Raw genomic sequence first — 15,473 nt, 5'->3', positions numbered from 1 at the left:
AATCAGAACGTATATTTGAAGGAAAGTTTAAGAGGTTATAAAAAAAATGGTGTTTGAAGAACTCATATACCCAGTGGTAGGAATTTGAAATAGAACAGTTGTTATATTTAATAAATATCAGTAAGAATTCAATAAGTCAGTAATTATGCTGTTAATAAGTAAGCTTTTCTACTAATTTAGAAATAGATATGACAAAAGAAGTAATTATATTAACAAATTATAAAAATTATTTTGGTTCAAAGCAAGGCGGTTTTCCGTATAGAAGTGGGTTTGATCTAAAGAAAATTTTTGAATTGTTCAATCTTAATTCTATTAAAGTTGAATTTGTTAAGATGTCTGATGCTGTTTATATTGAAGATGTTGAAGAAAAATACATTTTATATACTTCTTCCGAAGATAAAGGTTATCACTATAAATCTTACATTGAAGATGTGCTATTATATCTAAAAAATAAAGGAGCTAATATTATTCCCAGCTTTGATTTTTTAAGGGCTAATAATAATAAGGTTTATATGGAGCTTTATAGAAAGAATAATGGCCATTTCTGGAATGACAAATTAGATTCATGGGTTTTTGGTACATTAGAAGAAATGAAAGAGAAAATTGAGGATTTTAAATTTCCCATAGTAATAAAAACAGCAAGCGGAGCGATGAGTAGGGGCGTTATGCTAGCTCAAAATAGAGATGACTTAATTCGTAAGGTTAAATCTATTAGTAATTCTAAGTATTTTCTTAATGATCTAAAGGATCGTTTAAGGAGATTTAAACATCAAGATTATGTAAAAGACTCTCTTTATAGAAATAAATTTATTCTACAATCATTTATACCAAATTTAAAAAATGATTGGAAGATTTTGATTTATGGAAATAAATACTTCGTTTTAACAAGGCACGTTAAAAAAAATGATTTTAGAGCAAGTGGGAGTCATGAAAATTATTTACCAGGAAGTAAGTCTTTGCTGCCTTCAGGTCTTTTAGATTTTGCGAAAAAAGTTTTTGACTCAATGAATCTTCCAAACCTATCTTTAGATGTAGTGTTTGATGGTGAAAATTTTCATTTGGTTGAATTTCAAGGTCTATATTTTGGTACATCAACTATTCTTATGAGTGATATTTACTACGAAAAGGAACAAGATGATTGGGTGCAAAACGAAATAGACCAAAGTATTGAGGAGTTTTATGTTGAAAGTATTGTAGATTTTCTCAATAAGGCTTAATAATGAAAGTTTTATTTGTTTCTAGTGGTAATTCGTCTAATATAATTTCTCCTATTACAAAGAATCAGGGAGATTCATTGGAAGCACAAGGTATAAGCATTAGTTATTTTCCCATTCAAGGAAAAGGAATTTTTGGATATCTGAAATTTATTCCAATTTTAAAGAAGTATTTAAAAAAGAATAGGTTTGATGTTATACATGCACATTATTCACTAAGTGCATATGTTGCTTCATTGGCTGGTGCAAAGCCATTAGTTGTTTCCTTAATGGGAAGCGATGTTAATAGTAAGTTCTTCTATAAATTGATCATTAGAATATTTAATCTTTTTTTCTGGAAAGCTATCATTGTAAAGTCAAAAGAGATGAGTGAGATTCTTAATATAAATAAGACTACTATTGTACCCAACGGTGTTAATTTTAATAGGTTTAAACCTATAGATAAATTAATAGCACAGAAGAAATTGAATTGGAATCCAAATAAAAGGCATATTTTATTTTGTTCTAGTCCTAATAGGCCCGAAAAAAATTACAATCTTGCGGCCAGGGCCTTTAATTCTTTGAATAATGATTTGTTAATGATGCATTGTTTAGAAAATATAAAGAATGAAGATATACCATATTATATGAATGCTTCAGACGTTGTTCTTTTAACAAGTCTTAGAGAAGGTAGTCCTAATGTTATTAAAGAAGCGATGGCGTGCTGTAGGCCCATTGTAGCAACCGATGTAGGTGATGTTAGAGAAAGAATAGAGAAAACTGAAGGATGTTATGTATGTGGTTTTGACACTGAAGAGATTGCGTTGTCAATTACTAAAGCTTTAGATTTTAAAGGTGAAACAACAGGTAGAGAAAATATTTCTTATTTAAGAGCATCTAAAATTGCTAATAAGGTTATTGATATTTATAAGAAAGTAATAGCACTTTAATTCGTATATGAAAAGAGATGTAAGCAATAAAGGAGTAATTATTATAGGTGGTCATGTTCAGGGTTTAGGCATAGCTAGAATTTTTGGTAAAAGTGGAATTCCTACTATTTTGTTAGATACTACTTATTTTAATTTAACAAGACACTCAAAATATTGCAAGAAATTTTTTAGCTACAAAAAAGGAAAATTATTTGATGAATTACTAAGAATTGGTCAAAAAAATAGATATAATGATTGGCTTATAATGCCTACAAGTGATGCTCATGTTGAAGTACTGAGTAAAAATAAAGAGGCCTTATCTAAATTTTTTAAAGTCAGTACAGCAGACTTTACTTCCTTGAAGTATTTCTTTAATAAACGCCTTACTTATACATTGGCAGAAGAATTAGATATTCCAATTCCATGGACTGTTATGCCAGATGATATTGAACAGTTAAAATCGCTCACCATAAAGTATCCCTGTATCATTAAACCGGCAGTCATGCATACGTTCTATTCTAAAACAAAAAAGAAAGTTTTTGTTTGCAACCATTCAGATGAATTATATAATAATTACAAAAAAGCTTTAGAGATTATACCTAGCAATGAAATTATTATTCAAGATATTGTTCCCGGAAACAGTGAGCATCAGTATTCAGCTTGCTTTATGTTTAACGGAGAGAAATCATTAGTTAGACTATGTGCACGTAGAGCGAGACAACATCCACCAGATTTTGGCAATGCAACTACATATGCAGAAACTATTGAAAATGATGTGATTGTTCAATTTGCAGAGAAGATTCTTAAAGAAACCAAGTTTGTAGGAGTGTGTGAGGTAGAATTTAAATATGATATTAGAGATAATACCTATAAATTTTTAGAGGTGAATCCTAGAACTTGGAAATGGCATTCTATTGCCGAGAAATCAGACTCCCCCTTATTAATGAGTCTATACAATTATATGTACGGTTATGATGAGATTGTAAAAAAAACCTATAATACTGCAACATTTCAGCACATTTTGACTGATACGCCCACTAAATTAAAGATGAAAAGACTAAAAATGAAGTATAAAACCAGAAAGGGAAATAAGAAATATGCAGTTTGGGATAAAAGTGATTTATTTCCTGCTATTTTTGAATTATTGTACTTACCGTATCTTATTATAAAGAGATAAATTTTATGGAATTGCTATGAAAAAGAGAGTAATTTTTGATGTGGGTCATCCAGCTCAGGTTCATCAGTTCAAACATATGTATTGGATTTTAGAAAGAAAAGGGTGGGAGTGTCTATTTGTTGCAAAAGATAAAGATATTACTAAGCAATTATTAGATAAATATAACCTTAAGTATAGAATTTTATCAAAAAACAGAAAGGGCCTCTTAAGAAAAATCCTGAATTTACCAATTGATTATATAGCCTTTTTGAGAATTGTTAGATCTTTCAAGCCAGATTATGTACTAAGCCGATTTTCAATTCATAGTGCTCACATAGCCTGGTTATTAAGAATTCCCAATTTCGCGTTTTCTGACACAGAACATACTTCTTTTTTTCATAAGCTAACATTACCATTTGTAACTTTAAAATTTACGGGAGATTCGTATTTAATAGACCTCGGAAAGAATCATTACAGATATAAATCAAACATTGAGCTTTTTTATTTACATCCTGCTGTCTACGAGCCTGATGAATCCATTTTTGATGACTTAGGGTTATTTAAAAATGAAAAATTTGCATTGATTAGATTTGTTTCTTGGGATGCACATCATGACCTTGGTCAAAAAGGTTTTAGCCTTGATTTTAAGCATAGAATGGTGCATGAAATGGCAAAATATGTTCGGGTGTTCATAACCTCTGAATCAAATTTACCTGACAGCTTAAAAAAATACCAGATCAAAATTTCTCCTGAAAGAATGCATGATGCATTAAATTATGCGAGTTTATATATTGGTGAAGGAGGCACTATGGCTTCAGAGGCGGCATGCTTAGGGGTGCCTTCTATATATGTCAATAGTCTGGATGCAGGTGTTTTTCATGACGAAGCTGAATTTGGTTTACTATACAGTTTTAGAGATACCAATGGAGTTATTGAAAAAATCAAAGCTATTCTCATACAAGATGATTCAAAGAATTCTCACAGAAAAAAATTAGACTTATTTCTTAGTAAGAAAATAAATGCAACAGAATTTTTCTGTTGGTTTTTGCAAAATTATCCTAAGAGTCTTACAGAATTCAAAAGAGACCAAAATATTCAAGATCAATTCAATTAAACTATTTCTAGATGAGAGATTTCACCTTAGATATTTATAAAAAATTACTTGAAAGTTTAATAGGTCAAGATTATACTTTTCAAACGTTTCATGACTTTTTAGTTAGCCCAAAAGAAAAAAGTATTGTGTTAAGGCATGATGTAGACTTAAAGCCTTTAAATTCATTGAGATTTGCGCAAATTCAAAACCAGTTTAAAGTTAACGGAACTTTTTATTTTAGAGCTGTTCCTGTTAGTTGGGATGAAGAAATTATTAAAGAGATTAAGTCTTTGGGGCATGAAATAGGTTATCATTATGAGAATTTAACCACATGTAATGGTAATATTGATAATGCAATGAAGGATTTTGAACATAATTTAAATAGATTAAGAAAAATTGCTCCCGTTACTACCATTTGTATGCATGGTAGCCCTATGTCTAAGTATGATTCTAAGGATCTCTGGAAGCACCATAATTATAAAGATTATCAAATAATTGGTGAACCTTATTTTGATGTTGATTTTAATGAGGTTTATTATTTAACAGATACAGGTAGGAGATGGGATGGTCATAAAGTTAGTGTACGTGATAAAGTGAGTACTACTTTTAATATGACCTTTCATCAAACGAGTGAAATCATTGATGCTGCAAACTCAGGCTCATTGCCTAATAAAATTATGTTTACATTCCACCCTCAAAGATGGAATGACGATTATTTTTCTTGGAATAAAGAACTGGTTATGCAGAAAACTAAGAATATAATTAAGCGATTATTCTATGTTAAGTAAATGCAAAGAACATATTAAAAAACGGTTATTTTGTTATTTAACTACTTAAATTTCTGAAGAATAAATATAAAATTGTATATTTGCAAAGCTATAAAAAGAAACTCCCCTAAAAATGGCCAATTTAATATTGTTCAAAAGTTACTACAGTAAGTTTGTATTTGATCATAAATACAAACCCTCAATGCCTTTTAATTTAATAGCTTTATTTACATTTGGAGAAAATAGATTAACTCATTTTGCGAGTGTCTATACCCGGTTTTGGAGAGTTTTTTTGACTAAAGAAAAAGTTGGAAATGTTAACTTATATAATTGTCATTGTATAAGCTGATATTTTAGAAATTGTTATTTAATTCAAAATTGCTATGTTAGAATTATTAAACATTACACACCAAACTGAAGGTAGAAACTCCGAAAGTGACGTGTCTTTGGCTAAAAATCACATATTTGACAGGCTAAATGGTTTAAAAAATAGTGAAAAAAGAAATGCATCATTATTTGAAAGTCCTATCGTCAAAAAGAAAAAGCTCAAAAAAATCTCTGATTTCTCATCAATGGACCGTATTAGGATCGTTGTTGATGGATTAATTGGCGATTTAAGTAAAGAACAGATATGTAGAAAAGAACGAATATCTCTTGCTACTTATGAGCATCTTAAAGAAGAATTTTTAGTTGCATTTAACGAATTTTCTAAGTTAAAGGAGCTTCAGGAAACTTTATCATCTAAAAATATTGATACAATTAAAAAGCAAGTAGGAGAAAGACCTGCTGAATTCTTTCAAAATTTTTTAGATGTGGCGTCTTATGATTGTCTGGTAGTGCCTAAAGAAAAAGACTTGCTTAACTATAGCAACATAGTTCAAATAAAAAATCTTGTTTTACTTGATAAGATAAATAATTTTAGGAAGATAAATAAGAAATTAGAACAAGCCAATGAAAGATTACCTTTTGGTGGTATATTAATGGGAAGTTTTGAAACATTTAACAACCGCGTAAATAAGAATGTAATTTGTAGAATACCTGTATTGAATAAATTATGTTCTTTGGTTGGTTTTATTGTGCACAGAGTATTTCCTAAGTTACCTTATGTAAAAAAGTTGTATTTCTTTGCTACTAAAGGAAAAAACAGAATGCTATCTAAAGCTGAATCACTTGGTAGATTAGTTTCTTGCGGTTTTGATATTTTAGATTATACTGTAATTGACAACAGACATTATTATGCTGCAATTAAGGTTAAAGAGCCTGCATATGACATGAATCCTAGTTATGGTCCGTTGTTTAAGATGAAAAGAGTAGGTAAAAATGGTAAGACTATTGGTGTCTATAAGCTTAGAACAATGCATCCTTACTCTGAATACCTTCAGGATTATATATTAAAGCTTAATGGTTATTCAAATACTGGGAAACCAGCCAATGACTTTAGATTAGTGCCTTGGGGCAAATTCTTAAGACGTTATTGGATAGATGAATTACCACAACTTATAAATGTTTTTAAAGGAGAATTAAAATTGGTTGGAGTAAGACCAGTTTCTGAGCGCTATTTTAAAGATATACCTGTTGAAATGCAACAATTAAGATTAAAGCAAAAGCCAGGTTGTGTTCCTCCATATGTAGCTTTAAATAGAATGGGTTCTGTTGAAAGTGTATTACAAGCTGAGAAAGAATATTTAGAAGAAAAACTTAGAAATCCTTATTTTACAGATACTAAATATTTTTTCAAAGCAATATTTAATATCTTCTTTAAGAACAAAAGAAGCGCTTAAATAATAAGGTACAACATTGATAAAAAAGCTTCATGTAGATTAATTTGTATGGGGCTTTTTAAAATTAAGTGTATACGAATTTAAAAATTTTCACTTATGAAGTATTCGCTAGCTTTGTCAAGCTACGCCACCATTTATTTTTAGATTTTTCATGCTGCGCTCCATATCCGTATCCGTAACCATAACCTTTCTTTGAGTCTATTCCATTTACTAGTAAAGCTAAATTCGGAAATCTCTTCTCTTTGTAAATTGATTTAACATAACTTAAGAGTCTTTTATCTAAGAAGTTAACTCTTATAACATAAATAAAAGCATCAGCATGATTCTTTATAATGGTTGTGTCAGTTATGATGCTTGAGGCAGCAGTATCAACTATTATATAGTCATAAATTTCTTTTACTTCATCAAAAAGTTCTTTTACACGTGTGCTCATTAGCAATTCAGCAGGGTTTGGGGCAATATCTCCTGAAGAAATCAAATCTAAATTTTCAACCTTTGGTACGTTTATAACAATATCTTTTAATGATAAATCATTATTAATGATATAATTTGTTACGCCTTGAGAACCACGTATACCTAAATATGATTTTATTGTAGGAGCTCTAATATCCATACCTAAAATTAATGTTTTCTTGCCTGCATACCCTAATGAAGCTGCTAAATTTGAAGCAACAAAAGATTTCCCCTCATGAGCTATGGTAGACGTAACAAAAATTGCCTTCCCTTTTTTCTTAGAATTAGTCAATAAAAAGTTCAAATTGGTTCTAAGTATTCTAAAAGCTTCAGCTATGCTAGAATGATCTTCTTTATTAATCAAAAAGCGTTTTTTCGATTCTAACTTTGGGATATCGCCAAGTATAGGAATATTTAATATTTTTTCAACTTCTTCGCGACTTTTAATTGTTGTATTAAGAAAATCTCTAAGAAATATAATAACAAAAGGTATAATTAGGCCAATAAATATATGTACTAAATAAAAAACCTTTTTCTTTGGCGAGATTGCACTGCCCACACTTTCAGCTCTTTCTATCACCATGGCATTTGGATCAACAACACCAAGTGTAATCGCAGTTTCTTCTCTTTTTTGCAAAAGGTATAGATATAATGCTTCTTTGATACCCTGTTGACGCTGCACATTTCTAATTTGTCTTTCTTGCTTTGGGGCAGAATACAATCTTGAATTGATTACAGCATCTTGTTTATTAAGTGCATCTATAGATATTTGTTGAGTAGAACTCAAATTATCAAGCCCTTGTTTAATATTATTCTCTAAGGCTTTTAATTGATCATTAATATTAACAATAATTGGGTTTTTTTCAGTCGAATTTTTTAACAAACGTTGTTTCTCAATTATAAGATTGTTGTACTGTGCAGATGCAGATTGTACATTATTATCTTCTATTCCTAAATTTTGCGGTATAGGTTCGTTAGGATCTTTTTCGCTTACATATGTTTTGAGAGACTCAATTAGTTGAAGTTTTGTATTTGCACCAACTATTTGATTTTCTAAATCTTGTCCACTTTGCATATTTAGGCCAGTATCAGAACCTGCATAGCGAGTTTTAAGTGTTTCCGTTCGAAGGTCTACATCAGATAGCTCATTAGATATTATCTCTAGCCTTTGATTCACAAAATCTGAAGTACTTTTTGATAGTTCTTCTTTCAGAAAGATAGCACGCTCATTATATTTTTTGATAAGCTCATTTAAGAAATCTCTAGATCTTTGTCGAACGCCATCTGCTATCGATACGTCCAATATACTTGATCTTTCTGATTTAGGTTCTATAGATATGTTCCTGGCTAATGCACGAGCCAATTTATTAACAGAGTTAATTTGAATTAGAATGTTAGAGCCAATTAAATTACTTTCCTTTAAGTCAGTAGCAGGAACAATGATAATATCTCCAAATCCAATATTAATTTTTTCACCAAAATCATGTTTTAGCAAGAATGTCTTGTCTATATCAGTAACCGAAAAACTATTTAATGAATTAACAGAAATTATAAATGAATAGTTTATTCTATAGGCTGTGGAATCACTCATTAAAAAATTAATTTTTAATGGGGGCTCAACATAATTTTCAGTTTCATAGTACTCAGTATTTAATCCGAGTTTATCATCTAAAAAATTACTTAGATAGTTCTTATTGGTATAATATCGAATATTTAACCCAAGTGATTTTACTACTTCAGTAACAATACTTTGAGATTTTAGAATCTCTATTTCATCTTCTATTTTATCATTTGAACCATTCACAACACCTAAGTCTTGAAAAACTGAAAGGGTGGAATTACCCTCATTTTCTTCATCCTTAATTTTTATTGTGGTTGTAGCTCTATATTTAGGACGTTCAAAATTTAATTTATAAAATGCAATAATAATGCTTAGTAGAAGTGATAAGGCGAACCATTTCCAATGCCTAAGATATTGAATAATGGTATCCTTAATATTAACATTAATACTGTCAATATTTTCATCTTCATGATGAAGCTTTTGTTGTTTATCAAATTCCATCTAACTTTCTGTATTATTTATCTTGTTATGCTAAAAACTAAAGCAACAGCAGTAAGTAAAATCGAAACTATTCTCAAAGTTTGGGTTGAATTCGGACCTATTGTGGAGGATTTAGCTCTGGAATTATTTGGTTCCACATAGATCACATCATTTTGAGCAAGGTAATACACAGGAGAATTAAATACATCTTCTGAAGTCATATCTACTCTAATATATTTTTTTTTACTATTCTCTTCTCTAATCACTAAAACATTTTTTCTTTCGGCCTGTATGGTCATGTCTCCAGCTAAACCTAAAGCTTCAATAATTGTTATTCGTTCATTTGGAATAGTGTATGAACCTGGATTTCTAACTTCTCCAAGAACAGTTATTTTAAAATTAACTATTCTAATATTTACAATAGGGTCTTTTACGTATTCTTTTAACAGATCTTTAATCATAGATGTGGCTTGTACTCTATTTAATCCAGCTAATTTCAGTTTTCCAAGTACAGGAAAATCTATATTACCATCTGAATCTACTAAATACGATTGTTGATTTCTTCTACCCGTTGAATTTGATTCATCACTAAAATTAACAACCGTTAAGTTAAATGGTCGTACAGCATCTTGGTCTAGACCAGATACAATAATAGTTAACATGTCGTCCGGATGAATAATAGGAATATAGCTATTAACAGAATTACTACTACGTACCATATCTACATTTTGAAAATAAACTATATCTTGTTTTGAACCACAAGAGATAAAAAATAATGAAATACAGATTAAATAGATATATTTTTTAAGCTCGGTAACTGAAGTTTTCATGTCCTTTTTTTTTGGTATTTAGTATAGGTAGTTTAAGAACAAATATAGGCAAATAACTCTTTCTAATACTAGTATAATAATTTTCGTTATAGACTTGTAGTAATTCTGTCTGTAGTAATTCTGCGAAAAATTATTTAATAACTTTTATATAAAACTATTTTTTTGGAATGGCCATAACTTTTTCTTTGAAACGAAAAAAAACAGTAGCATCATCTTTTATAGATTTATAAACTACCATTCCTGCCTGAATCACATTATTATTACCAATTTGAACACGTGGAACCACCGCAGATCTAACGCCAAAATAATTATTGTTACCTATGTTTACATGACCTGCAATGACAGAGGTTGCAAAAAAATTATTATCACCAACAGTACAATCGTGGCTTACAACACTGTATGGGGTAATAATATTATAATTACCAATAACAGCATACTTTTCTATGATACAGAATGGAAATATTATATTTCCAATCCCAATTTTCAATGATTTGGGTAGTATAACAGAATCATGGACAAAGCTGCCAATCATTGCACTTTTTTTGCGTAAACTATCAATCATTTTTTTTCGAAAATTAATATCAGCAACACATACTAATACTTCTTCGTCTGGAGCAGGTGAATATCCATCAATGTCGCATATAACAGGTGCTTTGAAATTATATTTCTGATAATACTTTTTTAAATTATAATCGAATTCAATATACCCTTTAATATTTATCTTTTCATTTTCTGGAACTTTAGCATTGTGGTCCTCTATATAAAAAGTGGTTTCAGCAGCACATCCACCTGTTCCTAATATTATAATATTTTTCATGTTTTGATTTTATCTTTTATATCATAGCAAAGTAGTACAGCATATTTATATTAAATGATGACTTGATTTTTTTTGAAATATTCATCAATTATTTTTTTATAATCTCAGCTTCAATTTCTTTAATTTTTTTTAAATTTTTATCATCACCTTCTGACAAATCCAAATTCCATGTACATGCTCCATACTGTGATGATAGTTCAGCCAATTTACGACAATTATATTGTTTTTCCTGTACAAGTTTTCTAACAGATTCCTCTCCATATATGCTGAGATAGTCGTTAAGAGCTCCTTTAATTTCTGATCTACGTTTTTGCAAATTTTTAATTATATATTCTACAGGTGCCTCTAAAAATAACAATTTCCTTCCTGTAAAAAATTTATTTAAAACTTCATCTGAAATTAATTTTTTTTCAATTATTTCAACAATTTCTGAAGTAAAATTATGGCAAAAACTGTCATCTAGAAACCATCCACTGTCATCTAGTAAACCTGAAAGGTTCAAATACCTATCGTCCTTAGCTGAGCTTGTCATGAAATTTAATAATCTCATATTTTGATCAAAGTCTCTCTTATTATTATAAAATTTTGAAATTGTAAGTGATATGTTTAGTAGGTAGAACTCGTCAAGAAAAGAATTAGATTTAATGCTTTGTTGCTCATTTGCTCTATAATAATCTAAATTCCAATTGTAATTTAAGACTTTACTTGCCTTAGAATGGAAAGTAGTTTTACCTATACCTGATGTTCCTATCATTTCAAAAATAACACCTCTTGTTATTGAATTTTTGACATAAACTTTCTTAGGTTTTTTTATAAGCTTTACTCTATATCCAAATATGCCAAATATTTTGAAAAAATATTTTTTTACATTCATTAAATAGTTAATTTTTGTCTTAGATAATTTAACTCAAGTTTTTTATTGCTTGACTGAAAAAATATTAGCTACTTAAAAGATATATTAAGAAGTTATCAAAAAATATCAGCAACCTAATTATTATCTTTTTTCATGTTTTATTCTTCAAGATACTTTCCTTCCTTTTTTAAATATAATCTAGACCATCCTGGAAATTGAGCATATTTAGGTTTTGGCCTATATGGAACATAGAATTTATATTTTAATGCTCCAATAGAATCATATAAATAATATGTGCCTTTATGTGTTTCCTCAACAAAAATATCTTTTGATGACAGTATTGATTTGCGACCCTGCCATTTAGTATTAGACATATTATTCAAAATAAAATTTGTTTGATTCGTTTTAAAATTGAACAAGACTATATCATTATTGCCTTCTTTTACTTTATCGTTCAAGAAAGAAAGGTTATTATTGAAAATTGATATTATAGAATCGTTTTCAATATCAACATCATGTTGATTGAGCCAAGGGCCTTGTTTTTGCATAATAATTTTATTAGTTTGGGGTCTAAACAATGCAACTAAGCTTTTATTTCTCATACTCAGAAAAACGTCACCTTTTTTCCAATAAGTACCATCATTCATTACAGGTTCAACATCATTTAAATGAAATGGATCCTTGTACGTATTATTCCAATTATATCCCACAGGTGTTGACTCTATTGTACTTTCGAAAAGGTTGTTCTCTAAATAAATATCTGTCAAAGATTTATGGTATAATTCATTTCCTTCTTGATCTAAACATAAAATGGCATCATCTCTATAACCAATAGAGTTAGCGGTATCATTATTAAGATCAATAGAACAAGCCCAAATATTACCTTCTTCGTCTAGCTCTAATGAATGATGCGCGATTTTATTACTTTTCCAAAGAATTTTAGAATCCTTATTCATTTTATATATAAATCCATACGATGCTACTTTAAATATTACAGAACCATCTTCAAGCATCATCTGGTGTCTTATAATAATCTCGTCTGTTTTTCTTTGGATGCTCTTTTTCATCTTCTCAGACAATTTTTTATTTAAATTGGATTTATCAAAAATAGATATAATGGTATCTAAATCTGCTAAGATAATATCTAGTGGAATGGTCCATTTTCTAGCTACTTCACCAGTTTTAATATTTTGCAACAATATTTCGCTAGTAGTAGGATTAATAAATGAAGTGTGAAGTAAAAAAATTGAATCACTAACATATTCTAGGTTATTAGCTTTACCAATTTCCTGAAGAGAGTCAATGCCTTTTATTTTTATTGCATTTTTAGGTATCACTTCTTTGGATTTGAACCATTTTCTAATTTCATAAGGTATATTGTAAAATTCTACCATGATTTTATTATAAAGTCCAGAATTTCCTCCTTCAACTTTCTTAAAAGCACGTATACTAGACCAGCTAATTAACCAAATAAAAAAAAATAGGACTAAAATTACCCGAAGAATTTTTACAAATTTATCCATAACTATTGATTGCATTTTTTTTAAGATTATTAAATAAAGTTACATATTTAATATTTTTTTGATTAATGCTTTTACTGGCTCTTGATTTAAATTCCTTTATTTTGATAGAATCAACTAATTCTTGCGGTAGATGAACATTTGATAATAATATTTCTAATGATTTTTTCGGATCAGAAACAAAATATTCATAACAAAAAAAATGAAAACTTCTTTTTTCTTTGAAAGTGAAATATACTTGGGAATAAAAAAAATACCAAATTTCGAGCCAATAGTCAAGACTATCTTTATCTAAATATAATTTTGAATCAAAATCCTTTTCTTGTAGGGTTGGTATTTTGGTATGTAAACCAAATTCATGGTGCACTAAAAAATCCATGTAGTCTAGTGTAAAATTGTCCTCTTTTTGCAATTTAGATAACAATTTATGCTGTTTTAATAACGAGGCTGCCTGTTCATAAGGGTCTCTAAATGGAATTATAGTTACTGTTTTATTACTATGTTTATCATCCAATTGCTGTAACGATTCAGCTCTGAGTAAATGGTTATTATTCTTTGCTAAATAAATTTTGTCTTTAGCGATCAATTTTCTGAAATAATTGTATTTATTATATATTTCATTATTTAATTCATGCTTAATGATTTTATCATCCTTTATATATTGATCCCCTAAATAATTTCTAAAAAAAGGTTCCTCTAAGGCTTCATACGAATTTAAGCTATGTTTAATACCATCTTGATGAAACCTTTCTTTTTCTTGTGCCTTTTTTTTTGATGTTAAAAGAGGCCAGGTTTTTGGCATAAACAAAAAGGGTAAATTTCTATAAGAAAGGCTTCTAAATTCTTGTAACTCTCCCAAGTACTGCATTATCACAGTAGTACCTGCCCTTGCCATACCCGATATATAAACGTTATGAGTAGAAACATTAGCTTTTAATGTTTTCTTATTTAAGAATAACTCAATTTTGAAAATGAATCGAGATATATTTTTATTTCCTAAAAAAATATAATGTAACAATTTATTGATTGAGGAGTAAGGTTCTTTTTCTTTTTTCTTAGATATTAATGGGACTAATAGTATTGGTAATAGTGTACCTAATATAAATGGCCATTGAAGCAAATATTTTGGAAAAAGTTCCGAAATGAACTCTTCCGATTTAAAATGAGGGATAGTTTTTCCGTTAAATAAATTGATGACGATAGATGAAATACCAACTAAAAAAATAATAACAAAAATGAACAATATCGTTTTTAGTAGTACAACCAACAAAAAACTAGCAACACCTCTAAATCGTTTTTTTATTTGATTAAATATTTCATCATCATTTAATGTAGGATGTCCGCTATAATATACAAATTGTGATGTCGCAAGTATCCAATCATTAATGCTTGAAATATATTTCAATTTAAAAAAAAAGAGGATTGCCAATAAGGAAATAAGAAAACCGGCTAAAAATATCAAGTTGATTTTTTTCTTTTTTTCAAATAGCGTTTAATTGGAAACCATAAAAAAGTAAATAGAGTAATTAAAATTAAAATTATTACTCCAATAATTATTGCCAAGATTCCACCACCGACACCTGGACCTAAATATAAATAGTACATAATAGATTATTTTTTTCTTTTATCAAAAATCGCAATTACTACAAAAGTAATAAATTTAGATTTAAATGGGATAATTTCTTCAGGGGTATACAGTTTCAGAATACACTTATGAATCAAAAGATTATTTTTAGTTTTGATATTATCTTTTATTACAAAATAGTTTTCATAGACGCCTCAATACGATGAATAAGTGAAAATATTGTCATTTTTCAGATAGCTATTTTCCAGTGATTTACGCTAGACAAAAAGAGTCTGACTCTTTTCAAAAAGCAAAAGATTATTAATTAACAATTATCAACTCCTTTTTTGAGAGAAAGTAAAATTTTTACAATCTTAAAAATTTCAATTTATTTCATATCTTTATTTAAATGTAATTTGTTAATTTAACAAGCTACAAACAGAAATGTAGATCACTTATATTATTTTTCCAAATAG

At 28.9% G+C, this 15,473-nt stretch carries 12 protein-coding genes; 6 read left to right on the top strand and 6 right to left on the bottom strand.

Annotated features, from left to right (window positions below; translation table 11 throughout):
* The first annotated feature begins 188 nt into the window (after window positions 1–188).
* From AC1EU5_RS12705 to AC1EU5_RS12680, 6 genes are all read left to right on the top strand, one after another.
* Window positions 189–1,217 (top strand): ATP-grasp domain-containing protein, encoded by a 1,029-nt coding sequence (locus tag AC1EU5_RS12705; protein ID WP_480192775.1) that lies wholly within the window; start codon window positions 189–191, stop codon window positions 1,215–1,217.
* A 2-nt stretch (window positions 1,218–1,219) separates the two neighbouring features.
* Window positions 1,220–2,143 (top strand): glycosyltransferase family 4 protein, encoded by a 924-nt coding sequence (locus tag AC1EU5_RS12700; protein WP_480192774.1) that lies wholly within the window; start codon window positions 1,220–1,222, stop codon window positions 2,141–2,143.
* Window positions 2,144–2,150: 7 nt separating this feature from the next.
* Window positions 2,151–3,299: a carboxylate--amine ligase gene (locus AC1EU5_RS12695; RefSeq protein WP_480192773.1), complete on the top strand. Its 1,149-nt coding sequence runs from the start codon at window positions 2,151–2,153 to the stop codon at window positions 3,297–3,299.
* Window positions 3,300–3,315: 16 nt separating this feature from the next.
* A complete protein-coding gene (locus AC1EU5_RS12690; protein ID WP_480192772.1) occupies window positions 3,316–4,392 on the top strand; it encodes a DUF354 domain-containing protein in 1,077 nt (358 codons plus the stop codon).
* A gap of 11 nt (window positions 4,393–4,403) precedes the next feature.
* The gene (locus AC1EU5_RS12685; protein ID WP_480192771.1) at window positions 4,404–5,159 is read left to right on the top strand and encodes a hypothetical protein; all 756 of its coding nucleotides are present in this window, start codon (window positions 4,404–4,406) and stop codon (window positions 5,157–5,159) included.
* 362 nt (window positions 5,160–5,521) lie between these two features.
* Window positions 5,522–6,919: a sugar transferase gene (locus AC1EU5_RS12680; protein WP_480192770.1), complete on the top strand. Its 1,398-nt coding sequence runs from the start codon at window positions 5,522–5,524 to the stop codon at window positions 6,917–6,919.
* A gap of 94 nt (window positions 6,920–7,013) precedes the next feature.
* Here the strand turns inward: AC1EU5_RS12680 and AC1EU5_RS12675 are convergent, their stop codons facing one another.
* The 6 genes from AC1EU5_RS12675 to AC1EU5_RS12650 all read right to left on the bottom strand — a co-directional run bounded on the left by AC1EU5_RS12675 (window position 7,014) and on the right by AC1EU5_RS12650 (window position 14,838).
* Entirely contained in the window at window positions 7,014–9,434 is a 2,421-nt protein-coding gene (locus AC1EU5_RS12675; protein ID WP_480192769.1) for a GumC family protein, read from the bottom strand.
* 17 nt (window positions 9,435–9,451) lie between these two features.
* Entirely contained in the window at window positions 9,452–10,132 is a 681-nt protein-coding gene (locus tag AC1EU5_RS12670) for a polysaccharide biosynthesis/export family protein (protein WP_480192768.1), read from the bottom strand.
* A gap of 265 nt (window positions 10,133–10,397) precedes the next feature.
* Complete coding sequence (locus AC1EU5_RS12665; RefSeq protein ID WP_480192767.1) at window positions 10,398–11,060, bottom strand: LbetaH domain-containing protein; 663 nt, start codon at window positions 11,058–11,060, stop codon at window positions 10,398–10,400.
* 88 nt (window positions 11,061–11,148) lie between these two features.
* Window positions 11,149–11,934: a hypothetical protein gene (locus AC1EU5_RS12660; RefSeq protein WP_480192766.1), complete on the bottom strand. Its 786-nt coding sequence runs from the start codon at window positions 11,932–11,934 to the stop codon at window positions 11,149–11,151.
* Window positions 11,935–12,071: 137 nt separating this feature from the next.
* Complete coding sequence (locus AC1EU5_RS12655; RefSeq protein WP_480192765.1) at window positions 12,072–13,451, bottom strand: arylsulfotransferase family protein; 1,380 nt, start codon at window positions 13,449–13,451, stop codon at window positions 12,072–12,074.
* Window positions 13,429–14,838 (bottom strand): hypothetical protein, encoded by a 1,410-nt coding sequence (locus AC1EU5_RS12650; RefSeq protein WP_480192764.1) that lies wholly within the window; start codon window positions 14,836–14,838, stop codon window positions 13,429–13,431. Before AC1EU5_RS12650 ends, AC1EU5_RS12655 begins: the two co-directional genes overlap by 23 nt.
* Between the last annotated feature and the right edge of the window lie 635 nt (window positions 14,839–15,473).

Source organism: Maritimimonas sp. 2405UD52-3 (assembly GCF_056591715.1).
This window is presented reverse-complemented; position numbering and strand designations above follow the sequence as displayed.